Consider the following 17,294-nt stretch of genomic DNA (forward strand, 5'->3'; position numbering starts at 1 on the left):
GATGCGTTGCTGCCCGGGTATGCCGCCGGAGGGGCCTCCGTGCTCGCCGACGATGACGATTTTCTCGATGAGGATGGCGCCGAAACCCTAGCGAACGACGAAAGCGATGGCGATGACGATGCGCCCGTCGCGCTGGTGCTAGACGGCGAGGTCCCAAGTACGTCCAAGAAGATTCGGCGCCGACAGCGTCGCTCGCGGCCGCGCTCCAAGACCATCGCGCTCAAGCGGCTGACGCGCGAGGAGTTGCGGGTCGGCGCGCTCATGTTCCCGCCGGTCGAAGAGCCGCGGCCCGTGATGCGGGCGCAATGCCAAGCCGAAGAGGGCCCGTGCCCGTGGGTGTCGTGTAAGCACCACCTGTATCTGGATATCAACCCAGAAACCGGGTCGATCAAGCTCAACTTTCCCGACCTTGAGCCGTGGGACCTCAAAGAGACGTGCGCGCTCAATGTCGCCGAGCGCGGCGGCATCACCCTTGAAGAGGTCGGCGAGATCATGAATCTCACGCGCGAGCGCATCCGCCAGGTCGAGGTGCGCGGGCTGCTCAAGCTCAAGAACGGCTCGCCCTCGCCGGATGAACTGGGCGCGTGGCTGCTCAATCCACCACCGCCGTCGCCCGACGAAGAGCAATCGTAAGGGCGATCGCAACCGCAAAGCCGCGACGGCACCCCACCGCCTTTGCTACCAATTAGGGCGTGCAAACCCGACGCGCCTTGGTAAGTGTCTCCAATAAAGAAGGCCTCGTGCCGCTGTGTCAGGCCTTGGCCGCGGCCGGCATCGAGCTGGTGTCCACGGGTGGCACCGCGGCGGCGCTAAAGGCCGCCGGCTTGCCGGTCACGTCAGTGGCGAGCGTCACCGGCGCCCCAGAGATCCTCGATGGCCGGGTAAAGACGCTACATCCCAAGATCCACGGCGGCATTTTGGCGCGCGATACCACGGCGCATCGGGCCACGTGCGAGGAACACGGCATTGCCTATTTTGACGTCGTTATCGTCAATTTGTATCCCTTCGTGGAAACCGTCGCGGCGCCGCAACTTTTGTTGGCCGACGCCATCGAGCAGATCGATATTGGCGGCCCCGCGATGATTCGCGCCGCCGCGAAAAATTGCGAGCGCGTCGTCGTCGTGGTGGATCCGGCGGATTATCCACGCCTCATCGCGGAGGTTTCGGCGGCGACGCCGTGGTTGACGCCCGCCACACGCCGCGAGCTGGCGGCCAAGGCATTCGCGCACACGGCGGCTTACGACGGCGCCATCGCGTCATTTTTGACGTCGGTCGCGGACGGCGAGGCCCCGGCCAGCGAGCCCGTGGTGCGGTCGGCAACGCCCGGCGTGCTTTCGCTGCAAGGACATCAACTCTATCCGCTGCGTTACGGTGAAAACGCGCATCAAGCGGCCGCGCTTTATAAGTGGACCTCGTTCCCCGTGCCCGCCGAGCGCGAGGTGCTGCCAACTGTGACCGGGGCGCAGGTGCTCGGTGGCAAGCAAATTTCATACAACAATGTGCTCGACCTCGACGCCGCGCTGGGGCTGGTACTCGAATTCGCGGCGCCGGCGGCGGTGGTCGTCAAGCACAACAATCCATGCGGCGCGGCGACTTTGCCGACGCTGTCGGCGGCGTACCTTGCGGCACGCGAGGCGGACGCGACGTCGGCCTTTGGCGGCATCGTGGCGCTTAACCGCGTCGTCGATGACGAAACCGCGGCGCTGCTCGGCGAGACGTTTCTCGAATGCGTCATCGCGCCAGGCTTCTCGGAGGGCGCGCGCGCGCTGCTCGCGAGCAAGAAGAATTTACGGTTGCTGGAGGCAGGCGGCGACTGGCTGGCGCAGGCGAGCCATCCCGGCGGCAGGCAGTGGCAGGTGCGTTCGATCCGCGGCGGCGTCTTGTTGCAAGAGCTCGACGCCGCCATGGTGAACTTGGCCGAGGCGCGCGTCGTGACCAAGGCTGTGCCATCGGAGGCGCAACGCGCCGACTTGCAGTTTGCGTGGAAAGTCGCCAAACATGTCAAATCCAATGCCATCGTGTTTGCCGCCGGCGGCGTCACGTTGGCGATCGGCGCCGGGCAAATGAGCCGCGTCGATGCGGTGCGCATCTGCGAGCGCAAGGGCGCGGGCAAGCTGGCTGGTGCCGCCGTGGCCTCGGACGCCTTTTTTCCGTTTCGCGACGGCGTCGACGTGCTCGCCGGCGCGGGCGCGGCCTCCATCGTGCAACCCGGCGGCTCGGTACGCGACGAAGAAGTCATCGCCGCGGCCAACGAACACGGCCTCGCCATGATGTTCACCGGCATGCGGCATTTTCGCCACTAGCCTCTGATTACACGGGTGATTGCACCCGCCTTGTGGGTATCCCGGCCCCATCCAGGTCTTCTGAACCCGGCTGGGGAAGGGGGAGGGCGGGAGGCGGTCGGCGCGGCGCCGAGGGCCTGGCCATGGCATATCGTTTGCACTAACTGGTGTAGATGTCTCGCGTCTTAGTGCCTCTTACCCACCGGATGGCCTGCCTTGCCGCAGCCCTCGTCATAGCGTGGGTTGCCGTGTTTTCGCCGGGGGCCAACCGCGGCGATTCGCTGGCCTTTGCGGCACCGAGTGCAAAGAACACCGCGATCCGCCAGCGGGTTGCCGCCGCCGCGCATGCCGCGCATCCTGCGCCTGCCATAAAAGGCCCCAAGCGCCTCAAGGCTGCAACCTCGCCCGCCAAGCGCGCCGGGCTAGCGGCCTCGGCCCGCTTGGCTGGTGCAGAGCGCCCCGCGCGCCTCTACCGCGTCGACGCCGAGCCCTTGCCAGATGGCCCCATCTTCGTCAATGGCCAAAGCTACTTGGCAAAAGACGTCTACACCCAATTGCGCGGCGATGCCGAAGCCGTCATGACCCAGCTGCCGCCTAAGACACACTATTATATTGGCGTCGGCCGCTCGCCGACCGCGCTGGTTACCTTCCTCAGCCTGGTGGCACCCGATAACGCGGTATCGTTTCCATCAAGTGGGCTTCGAGGTGGCATCGCGCCACAGGACATCGCCGAATTCGACCGCCACATCGAAGCGCTCATTCCGCCCGAAGCGTTCACCAGCGGAAAAACAATTGTCCTGATGGACACGGTCTCCGGCGGCGGCTCGCTGCGCGCCATGCGCGACCGCCTTGCCGCCTATAGCCTTAAAAAATATGGCAAGCCTGCGACCATTTCACTGCTCGGCCTCGGTGGCACCGCCGATGGCATCACCCACGTCGTTAAAAGCACAGGTTTTCTAAGCGCCGGGAAAGACGATATTGCCCCCTACATCGGCGAGCACCAGATTGGCCGCAACACCTTGGAGCAATTGCCCGCCAAGCGTAACCCCAAGCACGCCGATTTTCGCAGCGCGCTGGCGCAGCGCATGATGCGAGACGACGTCCTCGATAGCTTCATCGAAGACGGGTATCGCCGCGTTGCTAGGCTGAGCCCTTCTTTGAGCCGCATCGGCGTCATCGAAAAACGCGCCTATAACGACACAAGCACTGATGTCGATTTTGCGAAATTCAAGACGGCGTTGGCTGCGGAAATAGCGTCGGCGAGTGTGCAACCTAAGCACGCAGGCGAGGAACTGCGGATTGTCGTGCGGTACGACGCCGAGGGTGGGCGCACGATCGTGGAGTCAAATCTCGCAACTCTTAAGCCCGTGATTGCGCGCCACTTAGTGCACCTAGTCTACGACAAGCCAGGCGCGCCCGCGTGGGACCTTGATATTCGAGCCAAACTAAAGGCCGGCGGCGCCGCCATAGACGCCAATTCAATTGTGATATCGCGGAGGATGGAAAATACAAAACTACGTAAGCGGACGATCCCTTCCGGCGCCCCTGTCCCAATTAGATTTGACATCCACTCCGTAAAGCCTGGCACCATGGCCGAGGCGCAAGATGCCATCCTCGCCGTGCTGGCGCCTGTTGCGTGGAACGCCGAGCCGGGTGCCAAGCTGCGGCTTTCAATGACGCCACCGGAGAATCAAGTAGTCAGCCAGCAAGCGATTGCCGTATCAGCCAACGTCCCTGCGATATGGATCGCTCCCCTGAACGTCCCGCAGGCGCTTGCGCCATTTGCAGCCTTAATGGGCGGCTCGGCGCATGGCCTGCCCAGTGGGTTGGACATCGAAGTAACGCTCGACAAGGATGGTCGCGTCTCAGCGCGAGACGCCGTCGTCATTACGCGCAAAGATGTGGAAGTATCGCCAAAGGAATTTCCTCGCAGGCCACGAGCCATCACCTATCACCGCGGCCAATTCACTCGCATGCCTCGTGCGAAGGCGATCACCGAGTTCAAGGAGCGTCTGGCATCGGTCCTTGGAAACGTGGTGGTAGGTGGCGGCAAGCCAATCACCGGGCATATAAAACTCCGGCCAGCTCGGAGTGGATTCGGACGCGATAATGTAATGCAAGTCGCCTTACCCCCAAGCCTAGAGCGGCTGATCAAGGGCAGGAGCCTGCAGTTCAACATCGAAGCGATGTCTGACGGAGAAGACGTTAGTTCACCCCTGGATGTCGATATTGCGATCAAATTTGGCGCCGACGGTAAGCTCGTGGGTGAGGATGGAATTGAAATAACGTTTCCACCTCGCGAGGTGAAGCGCGAAAAAAAGGTCGTGCCACACGGCACGATGCGCTACAGCGGCCACACAACCGTTTCTAAAGAAGTGGGGCTTGCCACCCTGCATCGCCTGCTTAAGAATAATTTGTACCAGACTCGTATCGATGCTGCGGCCGGTCCCGTTGTGATCGAAGTGAGCAAGACGCGGGAGGGCAATGACTCTCAATTGAGAGTCGAGAGCGACCTTCCGGTTGGATCGCTATACTGGATAAGCTATACCTGGGCAGACCACATTTCCGCGCTCGTGGGCGGCGAATGGGAAGTTCTTGACAACGTCCAGAAGCGAGCGCCTCTCCCCGGGAAGGTGCGCATTGAAATTGACGTCGATAAGAACGGGCAGTTGAAATTGGACGGTTCTATGAGGCTGATGCATGTGACCCGCCGCCTACCCTTTAAGCAACCACGTTCGGCACAGCGATTGGGCATGTTCGGCATCGGCCCGCAGGTGAAATACGATGAGTTGGTGGCCCAGCTGTCGCGCGACATCGCAACTTCGTGGCAGAGCCTTGCCTTCGATGGCGGCGCCAATCGCGCGTTTAGCGTGACGATCGAGCCATCCGGTCGGGAGTTTACGCTGTCATCCGAACTCCCGCCGGAGCTGCTGTTCGAACTAGCGGTTGGGAGCAGCTGGGTCCTGCAAAAACTTGTGGTCGGTGACCTGACACAACCGCGGCGGCCCTTTACATTCCAGATCCAACTCGACGGCGAGGGTCGCGTCGCAGGACCAGGTTCCATACGGGCAGAGCGCCCCAATTAGCCTAAGGGGGCCATTGGCGTAACTTGGCAATTGAATGTGCCTCGGGGATGTCGAACGCTATACGCGGTGTCTAGCGATTTCGCCCCCGGCGTTGAGTCGCATGCCCAGGAGTCGACCAACGCCTTGGTCAGCACGGAGATTTCCAGTAGCTCAAACATTGCCGCAAGTACACTTCAGTTCTTGGCGCTTGATCCTAAATGGACCGCCTCGTTGCCCCTAGAAGGCACCAAACCCGTTGTCCTCGACGTCAAACAGATCCTCGCCTTCGAGCGACCTCGCCTTAGGCTCTCGCGTGGCAATATTTCGCTCGAACTGGTCGTTGACCACAAAGCGGGTGGCGGCGCTAAGATTCACGCCGACATATTTATTTTCAAGGGGCCAGCCGCCGTTGTCCCTGGATCGAGCGCAGGCGAGTCGCCTGCGGTTACGTGGTTACTGGACGATGCCTCCACCAATACCGCGGCAAGCTCCAGCACGTCGTTTCGTGTTGGCTACCTACTTGAGTTTTCGCCAGACGGCGAGCTGCTGCATCAAGTCGCCTCAATGGGGCCGCTTACCCTCGGTCAGGTCAACAGCGACGAACTGGGAAAAACTAATTTTGCAGCCCTTAGCTTGGGTGCGGGCAAAGAGCTACGCCTAAACTTATCCCAGCTTGACGACAAGCGCATCACGAGTCTTACGTATAAGACGGCAAACATGTTGCTGGTGGTATCAAGACAAGCAAGCACCAGTGAACTAGTTCTCCAAACATTTGCCCCACCACCGCAAGCCGCCGCCGCTTCGTCGGTTCCGGAAGAGGTAGCAGCCAGTGATGCCGATGCAGAAGTCGCACAGGCGGGCGCGGAAGAAGCAACCGAGCTTGCAGAGGCATCAACTGACACTGAGCCGGAGTTGCTCGAGCCCAGCGATGAAAGTGCGACCGTCTCTCCTGCCTTGAGCCTGGTCTCCGAAGTAACGCTGCATCGCGACGAGACTGGAGCCTATCGCGTTGTTGCGATGAGTTTGCACCGAGGTGGCATCACCGCGAGTGGGGTCCGCCAGGGCGAACAGGCGTATCTCGGATACGTTGAATTGCCGGTGGGCCGCGGCGGCGCCAAACTCCGGCTGGACCTCGGCCGCGTCGCCGAGCGTCGCGAACACCGCTTTGCATTTGCCTCCCTGACCCATACGATCTTGCTCACCGCCGAATTTGGCAACAAGGAAGACGTTGGCGACGTCGCCAGCAAGGGCTGGCAGCTCGAGGTGTTTGAAGGCGGCGCGGATCGTTGGGCGGTAGGAGGCATCGACGTCGTAGAGCAGACGGGCGAGGACGAGTCTAGCGACGACATGGGCGAAGCCTCGGAAATTCCCGCGGCGCCGGTGCTGGCCGCGCTGCACGCGGAAGAGCGACCGTTCGCGCGATGCCGCCTAAAGCGCGACCCCAAAACCGGCGCCTTGAAGGTTGTCAATTGGCACATCACCAAGGGTGCGGTGAATATAGGCGGCGAGCAAGGCAAAAATAATGCCCGCCTCAACTACGTTGAAGTTCCCATCGGCGGCCAAGGTGCCATGCTTCGGCTCGAACTCGGCCGCCTCGCCGAACGCCGCGAACACCGCCTCGCGTTTGCCTCCCCGACGCATACGATCGTGATGACCAGGCTGTCGCGTAAGCTGGCATTAGCTCTGGCTGACGGCGAAGGAATGGGCGCGCCCGCCAGCATCCCATCGTGGTCGATTGAAGTTTTTGCGGGTGGGGTTGATAGCTGGGATGAGCTTGGCACAACGCTGGCTGGTGCGAGCGACGGCGACGAGGAAGCGTACGACAGCGCCTATGAAGTAGACGCGAGTGCCGTGCTTGCTGCCCTCAAGGCGGACCAAACTCCAATCGCCCGCTGCGTGCTTACGCCCGATGCCTTAGGCGTGCTGCGCGTGACCAACGCGAGCTTGACCGTTGGCCACCTCGAATTGGGACTCGACCGCGACGGCGAAGCACGCCAAAAATATATTCGCGTGCCGCTTGGTGGAAACGCCCACATGCGGCTCGACGTGGCGAAGTTGCCAGATCGCAAGCAGGTGCGCGTCGCGTTCGCCACCGCAGGCCATGCCATTGTCCTGCAGCGCGAAGCTTCCGCCCCTTCAATCGAAGCGTCGCCAATGGGACCGACGTGGAGCGTTAACGTGTATCTCCATGCGGGGGTTGCGCCCTCACGCCCGCGCCGCCAACTCCCAAAGACCATCGATGAGGCGCAAGCCGAAGCCGACGCGATGTTGGGGCTGTCGGTCTCCGTAGGCAATGACGAAGAAGCGATCGTTCAAATAAGTCCGGCAGAGCTTGATGGGCTTGAGGCAAATTTTCGCTTTGTCTTGGCACCCGATGCCAATGGGGAATTGCAAACCAAGGAAATCCTGGCCACGCGCGACGGCCTGGCGCTGGCGATGTCGCGCGACGAGGCGGGTAGCCTTCGTGGCGAAGTTTCTTTGCAGCTACCAAATGGCGCGCGGGTATGCTTTAGCCGGCGCGCACTTGACGAATCCATGGCGAACGAGTTGGTGCTTGAGTCGAGACGATTCAGGGCGGTGTTGACTCGGAGCGGCGGCGCCACCGCGGCGCGATCGTGGCACCTTGAGCTGCAAGGCAATACCACGCTATTTGCCGCATCCGCCGAGCTAACCGAAATGTTGTTGCCTGTGGGTGAATCGCCAGCGGCTATCTCTGCGCCGCCGCCCGATCCGGATGCCGAATTGATGGCCTTGGCGGCCCAACTTGACGCCCAGCAAGCCAAAGAGGCGAGGGCCGAAAACGCCGCGCTGATGCCGGAACTGGCGGAAGCAGATGCAATCGAAGCCGATCGCGTCAGACGCGAGGCCTACCCTAATTACGGTTCCTCGGCCCATGATGAGGACCTGGGGTCCTTCGAGGCACCACCAGATGTTCCGATCACGTGGTCGCCAATTGCATCCTGTACGCTCGTGGACGATGGGCTCGGGGGGTGGACCATTGGCGAAAATGGCCTAACGGTGCACCTCGGTGGTCGTAGTTCAGGCAACGGCATCGGGATTAATCTTGCGCCAGACCGTCATCAATGGACAACCACCACAGCCTATGGTCGCTTCGGCGTGTTTCGTGCGCCAGGCGAAGTGGGCATGACCGGCGCGTTTAGAACCGGAGCGTTAGGCTTGGCGGGCGACGCGCGCCTGCGCGGGCCTACCTGGTCGGCGAAGCTAGAACAATCACTTGCGCTACCAACTCTAACCCAACGCTTCAGGCTCGATCTCTCTGAGCAAGCGCGGGCCTTCAACGCTTCGATCGCCTACAATCCCAAGGGCCTTCCACATTTTCACTTCGAGGGCGTTGCTGTCCGCGACCACCTGACCAAGACGAGCAGTTGGCGTTTCGGTGCGACGTCAAGCAATAATATCGCGCAAGACCTCGGGCTAGCACTCACCGCCAGCATTGAACGCGACAGCGACGGCCTGCGACGATTTATCGAGGCCGAGATTTCTCGCAAGTTCTCCGCCTTTGCGGCCCTATCCTTGGCTGGCGGCACCAATGGCGAGTCTCACAAGATGACGCTAACCGTGAGTCTCCTCAATCCGCTAGCCGTCGCGACGGGCAATGCGTCAAACTCTTTGTACGAGCAGCTTCAAAGCAGCTTGTTGCAAGTGTTCTTGTCGGTCGAGAAGTCCAACGGCGCAGCGGCGGTGTTCAATGTCGGCTTCGTTAGGCCACTTAGCGACCACTAGCAGCCCTCTCGTCCCGCTGCCGCTTAGACATCGCCAGCGCACTGCCTGGCTAAGCCTGATGTGTCATCTACTTACGGAGTGACAACTGCGGGCGTCGTTCCCCCAGAACTGGACAGCTAGTGAGCTTTGGATCTGGGCGTCCCGGCACCGTCGAGGGGGCCTGAATTGAAGCGAATTCGCCCGATCTACAGTTCGTTTCACTAAGGCCAAGTCGCCCAGTCGCGAGTTGGCGCAGATCGCCCGCGTGATAGGTTGGGGACGATGGGTAACGTCCTTGAAGTCGCAGGCTGGAGCCCTCCATCCGCCAATGCGGCTTGGGTGTCGCGGCTGCGCCAACCGCACACCATCGGCATCCTGTGGCGCGTTGAGCGCGGCGGGCTGGCCATCTCGCAACCTGCCGTGGCGCCAGGCAGTCACTATGCCGTTCAATACCTGGCAGCGTGGTTTTGCCGGCACGGCGCGCGCGCGACGTTGGCGCCAACGGCGCGACAGCGATCGCTTGCGCGCAGCGTCGGCCGCCGGCCTGAGCCCGTCTTGTTTGAGGTGCGCTGCTCGGTTGCGCGCATGGTGCAGCTGATGCCTGCGCTGCGACGCGCCTTGTGGCAGCAAAAACACGCAGCCGTGTTAATTGCCTATGAGCCCAACCGCGTTCGCCCAAGCGCAGCCCTGACACACCTATTGGAGGCGACATTGCGCGCGTGTGGTGCGACCTTACCTGCAAGGATCTGTCGCGATCTCGTCTGGCGCCGCCATGTGGGCCAGCTAGAGCTGCTGCATCACTGCGATGACAAGAAGTTTGCGGTCCCCTGGCCAACCGGCGCTTCGGGCAACGAAATCCTGCATGCCGTCGCGCGGCAGTGTGGGTTGATCCACGGAGATGCGCCAACCTATTTGCGGCGGCGTGTCGCCCGCAGCCTAGAGGTCGCCAAGCACACTATTCCCTTTTGGCGCGAGGCCGGTCCGTTTGGTCGGCTGCCTGTTCTGCCCAAGGCGGCTTGGCAAGCCGGGCTTGAGGCGTCGATGGCGGTGCCACTAGCGGCGGCGCTCCACGACCGTGCCTACTATGTCGGTGGCTCAAGCGGGACCACGGGCGAGTCCTCGTTGGTGGTCTATGAGGCGCCGGTCAAGGCCCATCGCGTCGCCTCCGAAGAGGCGTATTGGGCCAGGCCGGAGCGTCCCCGCTTCGTCGCGCTCAATCGGCCCGCCAATTTGTTTGGCTGGCTGCCTGATCCCAACCGGTTTCGTACCGCGATGGAAGGCCCCAGGAAGCGGATCATAAGCCCCGGCGAAAACCCCACCACCGCGTCTGCTCCGGCGTGGCGGCGCGTTAGCAAGGCCTTGGCCTCGTTTGGCACCACCGCGCTCGCGGCCGATGCGCAATATCTGATGGGCTGGGCCTGCAGCGAGGGCTTTGCGGTGCCGTCGACATTGCGCGAGCTGATTTACGCGACCAATGCGTCTTGGAGCTTTCAGCGGCGTGAGCTTCAGCGCCGCATCGGGCGGCGGGGCCGCGCGCTCTACCACTGCGGCGAGGTGGGCGCGATCGCCATCAGCTGCGCACGGGGGGCGTGGCACCTCATTGAAACCAATGTCTACTACGAAATCTTCAATCGAGGACGTCCGGCGGCGGCGGGCGAGCCAGGGTTGTTGTTGATCTCAACGACCGACACGCACGTCAGACCGCTATTTCGCTATCCGCTAGGGGACGTGGTGGCTTGGGCCAAGGTGCCATGCGCGTGTGGAACGCCTGGGCGAACCGTGGTCCTGGAGGGCCGCCTTGCCCACGTGTTTGCGGACGGCCGCGGTCGCTATGTCACCATGCGTGCGCTCGACGGGCAGCTGCAGGCGACGACGGATGTGGCGTTCCTGCGCGTGGTGCGAGATGAGGCGGGGCTTGAACTGCAATACATCGGGGGCCCCAACGCTCGGCTGCCCGTGGCCAAGCTCTCGCGGGCGCTTGGGCTTGCGGTCCGCGCCACGCGCGTTGCCGAGCTGCCCTTGCACGCCGCCGGCGGCAAGCTACCGCTGCTCTCGGTGCCTAATCTCAGCGACGTGCTGTTTCCGATGTTCACCCGGGCAGGCCAGCCGCCCATTCGTTGGGCGTGACGTCGGTATCGCGCTCTACTTTTGTGAGAAAGAAAGGTAATAAGTTACCAATGAGAATCTTGCTACTTGGCGGCGGCGGGCGTGAGCATGCGCTAGCATGGAAGTTTCTCGGCGAGGGGCATGAGGTGACTTGTGCGCCGGGGAATCCTGGCATCGCGGCAAGCGGCGCTGCGTGCGTGCCGCTCGACATTGTAGACGCCACGGCGGTCATCGCCTGCGCGCGCACCTGCCACGCCGAGTTAGTGGTGGTTGGCCCCGAGGCTCCACTCGTCGCCGGCGTCGCTGATGCGCTGCGCGCCGCAGGCTTTGCCGTGTTCGGTCCAGGTGCCGACGGCGCCCAGCTAGAAGCCTCGAAGGCCTTTTCAAAACAGTTCTTCGCGCGCCACGGCATCGCCACCGCGCCGTTTTTTGTTTGCGCGACCTTCGACGAGGCGGCGGCGGCGATTGCGTCGCTTGGCGGCCGCGTCGTGGTGAAGGCCGATGGGCTCGCGGCTGGCAAGGGCGTCGTGGTGTGTGACGATGCCGCTTCGGCGCACGAGGCCGCGCGCGAGATGTTGGACGGGCGATTTGGCGACGCGGGGTTGCGCCTGGTCATTGAGGCGCGGCTGCAGGGCCGCGAGGTATCGCTGCTCGCCATCACCGATGGCAAGGACCTCTGCGTGCTACCCGCCACCGAAGATCATAAGTCGATCTACGATGGCGATCGCGGGCCTAACACGGGTGGGATGGGCACAGTCTCGCCGGCCTGGGTGAGCGAGGCGCTCGTCGCGCGTGCGATCGCGGACGTCTTGCGCCCCACGCTCGCGGGGCTAGCTGCCGAAGGCATAGATTATCGCGGCGTGCTGTATGCGGGCCTCATGGTGACGCCCGATGGCACGCCGTGGTTGCTCGAATACAACTGTCGCTTTGGCGATCCCGAGACGCAACCCATTATGATGCGGTGGGTTGGCAACGCGGGCGAGCTGCTCGCCGCCGCCGCCGCGAAAACACTCGCGAGCGGGGCGGTGACGTGGCGGGCCGAGACGGCCGTATGCGTCATCGTGGCGGCGCCGGGCTATCCTGCTTCGCCGCGCTTGGGCGAGGCGATTGGGGGCAGGCTCGCCTCTGACGCGCGCGTGCAAATCTTTCACGCCGGCACCCGCGCCGAGGGCGCGCGGCTCGTAACATCCGGAGGCCGCGTGTTCGCGGTGACCGCGCTTGGCGCCGACGTGCATGCGGCGCGCGCGGCCGCGTATGGCGCCGCCGACCAAATCGAGTTCGCCGGCAAGCAGCTGCGACGCGACATCGGCCTGCGCCCGAGCGCGGCCTTATTCGCCGGCGCCGTAAACGCGGCCGACGACGCGTGAAAATGAAATGTCATCTTCACACACCGCCACCAATAAGAAGACGCCGCGCGCCCAGCCGACGCAGCGGTAGCCCGATTCATCGATAAACAGCGCACACGGCAAGCGCGGATCCGTGGCGCGCACCGCTTCCACCGAGGCGGCCGCGGTGCATCCGAGTTCATAGAGCGACCGACAGCCGAGCTTGGCCATCTCAAACTCGGCGACCGGCTGGACCTTGGTCCCGGTGTTGCCGGTGGTGGCGTTGCGGCTGTAAGCGGCGCCGCGCGCGCCGCATTCTTTCAGCCACGCCAGGCTAGGGGCGTGGCCGGCCCAGCGGGAAATGGCGCCGATTTCGGTCAACAAGGCCGCCGGGGCAAATAGGTGACGCGCGGCAAAGCTGTGTTGGCGCGCGGTCCAGGTCGTATCCGGCGCGCCGTGGCTAAGCGCGATCAGCGACTCCGCGGTGTGGCGACGCATCGCACGCGCCAGGCCGTCTTCGCTTAGAAACCCTCGCGCTACCAAGACATCGCCGAGCTGTTCGCCCGAGGTCTTGCAGTGCGCCATGATTTCGCCGAGCGCCTCAGGCGGCAAGTTGCGCCCCGCCTGGGCCGACAGCAGCGCTGATAGCCGTGCCCCCATGCCTTTGGCGGCGACCCATGCGATTTGATTGTGCTCAACTAAGATGACACCGCTGCTCCCGCCAGCCTGCGTGAGCGTGAGTGTGCCGACGGCGTCTGACGCGAGTTGCTCGACGCTTTCGAGCAGCTCGATCATTTCCTGCATGTCGAAGGAGAGATCCCCCACACCCGACGCCATAGAAAAACTATATCACGGGTCAGGCGCGCACGCGTGGGTGTCAGATAGTTCGGCTACAGTCAGATGTGGGGGCATCACATATGAGTTACACGGAAGCTAGGGCACCACAGACACCCGCACACACCACTGAGATGGACGGCGCCGTTGGCCACATAGGCCGGCGGCCCACCACCAATGGCGACGCGCTCGTTGACGCCGCACCCAGCGTGCGTGCGGCGAACGCCAATGAGGTGGTTCGCTTGTCTTCGTTTTTCTCCAGCACGCTGTCAGAAGTCGGCGACGGCTGGCGTGAAGATCGCACCGCCAACATAGAGGACGTCAGCGCGCTGGCTAAACAGGGCAAGTTCGTCGTACTCGACAGCACGTGTGGCAGCGAGTTTTTGGGCGCCTTTCATATGATTTGTGAAAACGGACAGATGCGGGTCCAGATGCTGGCGGTGTCGCCTACCTCGCATCGCCGCGGCATCGGCCGGCGGCTGCTCGATATCGCCGAGTCATTTGCCAGTGCCTTGGGGTGCGCGCAGGTGGTAGTTGACTTGCGAGGCACGTCACAGGAGCTGCGGCGTTGGTATCAGCGCCTTGGCTATGTCGACTACGGAACTCAATTGGCCAAGACGCTCGCAACTGTGTCATAGTAGGCCAATGGCCTCGTCACGTCGAACCGTCGTTCTAGCGACATCTTGCCGCCTGGCTTGGGCTTTGGTCCTCGCCAGCGCCGCTAGCTGCGGCGGCGGCGGCACGCTTGAAGACGCGCCTCCACCGCCGCCTGACGTCGGCACATTGACGGTGGCGTGGACAATTGAAAGCGACGGCCTGGCGGTGAGCTGCGGCGATGTGAATGGCGGCTGGGTGCGTATTGAGGTGTTGGCGCAGGGGCAGGGCGCAGGCATCGTCGAGACGCTGCCTTGCAGCGCTGAGTCGGGCACCATCGACCTCGATGCCGCCACATTTGATGTGGTCGCCGCGCTCATTACCCCGAGCAACAGCGAGCTTAACACCGTCAACATTCCTGACGTCGTCGTGGGCGGTGGCCAAGATACCCCGCGCAACGTGGTGTTTATCGTCCCCTAGAATACAGCCACCACCTGTTGGCGGCAGAACGAGTGGCCATGGCAGCTGACCCCACTGGGCGCTTCATCCGCATCTAGTACGGCATAAGTAGCTTAAATCAGACTTAGCCTGCAGTGCGCGACGCCCTGGTAGATGTGGCACGCCACCTGCAACTGAGGCTAGCCATGCAAATTCAACTCAACATCAAAAAATTAGCGGTTGCTGCTCTCATGGTCGCGGTTACCGCCGGATCTGGCTGCCTCGATGAAGGTTCCCCGGTCGACGACGCCGATGCCCAGGCCGACAAGCGCGCGCTCAACGAGGACTTTATGTCTAAGTATTTTCCGACGGCAGAGCGGCGCCTCACGGTGCTGCAGGCTTATAGCCAGGTGGCGTTAGACCCATCGCAGCCGGTGTGGCATGGTGGCTATGCGGTGTCCTATACCGACGACGTCGCGGCGGCCGTCACGGGCGCGACTCAGGACAGCTATTACTGGCTTGCCAATCCTAATGCGCCAAGTCGCGACCGTTCGAAAAAGGAGTGGGCCTCGCTGCTCAAGAGCAACTGGGCGCTTGCGGCCGTGATTTGGCCCCAGCCACAGCACGAGGTATTTGATGCGACCACAGGGCGCGTCTTCGGCATTAGCGATCTACAACAGATTGCCATGACGTCCATGGTGGACCCGACCCTTGATATTGACGGCGGGCGCGACGGCAAAACCCATCCGGCCGCGATGTACATCGCGCTGGTTAATGGCCTCGGCATGGCTGCCGAAAAAACTCCGTTTGTGATCAACTATGCGTATGCCGGAGATTATGAGCGGCAAGTCGTCATGGGGTACGAGACTTCTCTCGAACCGATCACCGGCGAGGATGCCAACCAGTGCATTGGCGGCGTCGAAGGCATCCCGGGCTATGGCGCCGCACTTGGCGCATCGAGCCTGTTCAAGGCGCGCACCACGCTGAAATTGGCGCGCTACACGGGCACGCAGGTCGAGCTGCAGCTTAGCTACATCTTGGAAAGCAAGGATGGCGTCGTTGTTGGTGGCGAGTGGTGCCGCGCGGCGGGTACGCCGCAAAGCGTCTACTTGCGCGTGGTCAAGGGCGGCGGGCTCGATAGCGCCGAGCGACCAGTCGTGCGCCAGCTAGGCATCACGTATCTCGCGAGCCTGGTTACGCTTTAGTCAGGGAGGTGGGATATTGGCGCATGCCGCTGCCGCAAAACTGCGGCATGCCAACGCCGGCGCGGGCTTATCTGGACACTTCGGTTTGTTTCGTCGACCGTCTCCGATACACTGGGCGAGTATGGCGAAACTCATAGAGGGTTTCAAAGATGGGCGCCCCGAACTCGGTCGGCGAACATTTCTGGTTCCGGAAAGCCACGCCGAAGTGCTGGCGCTCTTGTATCACGAGCAAACGGGGATCGTCGGCGGCCTGCCGGTTGGCCCGGTCACCACCGATCCTGTAGGTGAGCACGGCATCCGCATGTATCCGGATCAAGACGAATCGGTTTTAGAAGAAACACGGCGCTACTTTGAGAAACTGGCAGAACGCTTTTCTAACGAAATCCCCAAGGCATAACGAGGCGCACGCCGCCGCGGCGGTGCCTGGGTGCTTAGTGCTCGCGCTGGTCGCGTTGCTGCCTGGGTGCCGAGCGCGCCATGCGCAGCCTCGTTGCCAGGGCGGTGAGGAGTGTGGCGCCCCGCGCGTTTGCGAGGCAGGTGCGTGCGACGAGACGCAGGGCGCGCCGTCAGGGCTTGGGGCGGTGGTAGCGTTGACGGATCTCGAGATTCCCCACGGGTCGCCCCCTTTTGTGATGTTTGGCGTAGATGCCAGGCATCAGGGCCGACGACTCGTAGCTCCGGTCGCCAAGCTGACGCCACGGTGGCAAACGTCTATCGGGGCAGCGGTGACCGGAGGCATCGTGATGGGGCCCGACGCGCGCATTTATGTCGCGGCGCACGATGGCGCCTTGTATGCCCTGTCGCGGGACGGCGCCATTGCCATGCGCGCCGCGACCGGCGAGCGCTCGTGGAGTACGCCGGCGATTGCGGGCGATGGCACCATTTATATAGGCAGCGATGACGACCATCTCTACGCGTTTGCGCCCAGCGGTGAGACGCGGTGGTCGCTGCGGCTCGGTGAATGCGACCCTAAGGGATTTGGTCCCGCGGGCACCAAATGCGACGCCGACGGTGGGCCGACGCTGGGCCCCGACGGCACGATTTATGTGGGTGGAGACGGCGTGCACGCGGTAGCGCCAAATGGTGAATTGCGGTGGAAATTTGCGACGCCTCAGCATGTCGCCTCGCCACCCGCGCTTGCGGATGACGGCGCGATCTATGTCGGTTGTCAGGACGACAACGTGTACGCGCTTGGACCAGACGGCGCGCTACGCTGGACCGTGCGGACCAAGGGCGACGTCGACGGTGGCGTGGCCATCGCGGACGACGGCACGCTGTATGTCGGCAGCGATGATGGCGCGTTGTACGCGATTTCGCGCAGCGGCGAGGTAAAATGGAAGACCCTGACGGGCGGTGAAATTCGCGGCACGCCGGCGCTTGGCGCTGATGGCACCATCTTCGTCGGCAGCTACGATGGCTATCTCCACGCTATCGCGCCCACCGGAGAGGTGCGGTGGCGTTTCGCGACCGCCGGCAAAATTCACGCCTCGCCGACCATTGCGGGCGACGTCGTGGTCATTGGCAGCCAGGACAATCACGTCTACGGCGTGCGTCTCACCGGCGAGCAGGTATTTGCCCTGCCGTTTGCGGCGGACGTCGACAGCACGCCCTGGGTGGCCGACGATGGCACGCTTTTCGTCGCCGGCGACGACGGGATCGTCTCGGCGTTTGGCTCGCCGCAGCCCTAACAGCACGTACCCCAAACGCCTTAGAATAGGCGAG

Annotated in this window: 12 protein-coding genes; 11 read left to right on the plus strand and 1 reads right to left on the minus strand. The window is 62.9% G+C overall.

The features are described from left to right. Positions 1-132: 132 nt before the first annotated feature. The 6 genes from IPL79_01795 (at position 133) to purD (ending at position 12,543) form a co-directional block, all read left to right on the plus strand. Complete coding sequence (locus tag IPL79_01795; GenBank protein ID MBK9069733.1) at positions 133-633, plus strand: DNA-binding protein; 501 nt, start codon at positions 133-135, stop codon at positions 631-633. A gap of 59 nt (positions 634-692) precedes the next feature. Beyond that, the gene (purH, locus tag IPL79_01800) at positions 693-2,303 is read left to right on the plus strand and encodes a bifunctional phosphoribosylaminoimidazolecarboxamide formyltransferase/IMP cyclohydrolase (GenBank protein MBK9069734.1); all 1,611 of its coding nucleotides are present in this window, start codon (positions 693-695) and stop codon (positions 2,301-2,303) included. A 152-nt stretch (positions 2,304-2,455) separates the two neighbouring features. After that, positions 2,456-5,368 carry a hypothetical protein gene (locus IPL79_01805; protein MBK9069735.1) on the plus strand — a complete coding sequence of 971 codons (2,913 nt, stop codon included), beginning with the start codon at positions 2,456-2,458 and terminating at the stop codon, positions 5,366-5,368. Between the two features lie 66 nt (positions 5,369-5,434). After that, positions 5,435-9,091 (plus strand): hypothetical protein, encoded by a 3,657-nt coding sequence (locus IPL79_01810; GenBank protein ID MBK9069736.1) that lies wholly within the window; start codon positions 5,435-5,437, stop codon positions 9,089-9,091. Positions 9,092-9,352: 261 nt separating this feature from the next. Beyond that, on the plus strand, positions 9,353-11,197 hold the full coding sequence (locus tag IPL79_01815; GenBank protein MBK9069737.1) for a hypothetical protein: 1,845 nt from the start codon (positions 9,353-9,355) through the stop codon (positions 11,195-11,197). A 50-nt stretch (positions 11,198-11,247) separates the two neighbouring features. Continuing rightward, positions 11,248-12,543 carry a phosphoribosylamine--glycine ligase gene (purD, locus tag IPL79_01820; GenBank protein ID MBK9069738.1) on the plus strand — a complete coding sequence of 432 codons (1,296 nt, stop codon included), beginning with the start codon at positions 11,248-11,250 and terminating at the stop codon, positions 12,541-12,543. Here purD and IPL79_01825 read toward each other — a convergent pair. After that, positions 12,505-13,338, minus strand: coding sequence for a hypothetical protein (locus IPL79_01825; GenBank protein MBK9069739.1), 834 nt, complete (start codon positions 13,336-13,338; stop codon positions 12,505-12,507). The genes purD and IPL79_01825 overlap by 39 nt on opposite strands. 131 nt (positions 13,339-13,469) lie before the next feature. On the opposite strand from IPL79_01825, the gene IPL79_01830 reads away from it, so the two are divergent. From IPL79_01830 to IPL79_01850, 5 genes are all read left to right on the plus strand, one after another. Beyond that, complete coding sequence (locus IPL79_01830; protein MBK9069740.1) at positions 13,470-13,973, plus strand: GNAT family N-acetyltransferase; 504 nt, start codon at positions 13,470-13,472, stop codon at positions 13,971-13,973. Between the two features lie 64 nt (positions 13,974-14,037). Continuing rightward, positions 14,038-14,409, plus strand: coding sequence for a hypothetical protein (locus IPL79_01835; GenBank protein MBK9069741.1), 372 nt, complete (start codon positions 14,038-14,040; stop codon positions 14,407-14,409). A gap of 164 nt (positions 14,410-14,573) precedes the next feature. Further along, positions 14,574-15,572, plus strand: coding sequence for a hypothetical protein (locus IPL79_01840; GenBank protein ID MBK9069742.1), 999 nt, complete (start codon positions 14,574-14,576; stop codon positions 15,570-15,572). Positions 15,573-15,693: 121 nt separating this feature from the next. Next, positions 15,694-15,969 (plus strand): hypothetical protein, encoded by a 276-nt coding sequence (locus IPL79_01845; protein MBK9069743.1) that lies wholly within the window; start codon positions 15,694-15,696, stop codon positions 15,967-15,969. Positions 15,970-16,153: 184 nt separating this feature from the next. Then, the gene (locus IPL79_01850; GenBank protein ID MBK9069744.1) at positions 16,154-17,260 is read left to right on the plus strand and encodes a PQQ-like beta-propeller repeat protein; all 1,107 of its coding nucleotides are present in this window, start codon (positions 16,154-16,156) and stop codon (positions 17,258-17,260) included. The last annotated feature ends 34 nt before the right edge of the window (positions 17,261-17,294 follow it).

The sequence above is a fragment of the Myxococcales bacterium genome (assembly GCA_016716835.1).
In the GTDB taxonomy this organism is placed as follows: Bacteria; Myxococcota_A; Polyangia; order Haliangiales; family Haliangiaceae; genus JADJUW01.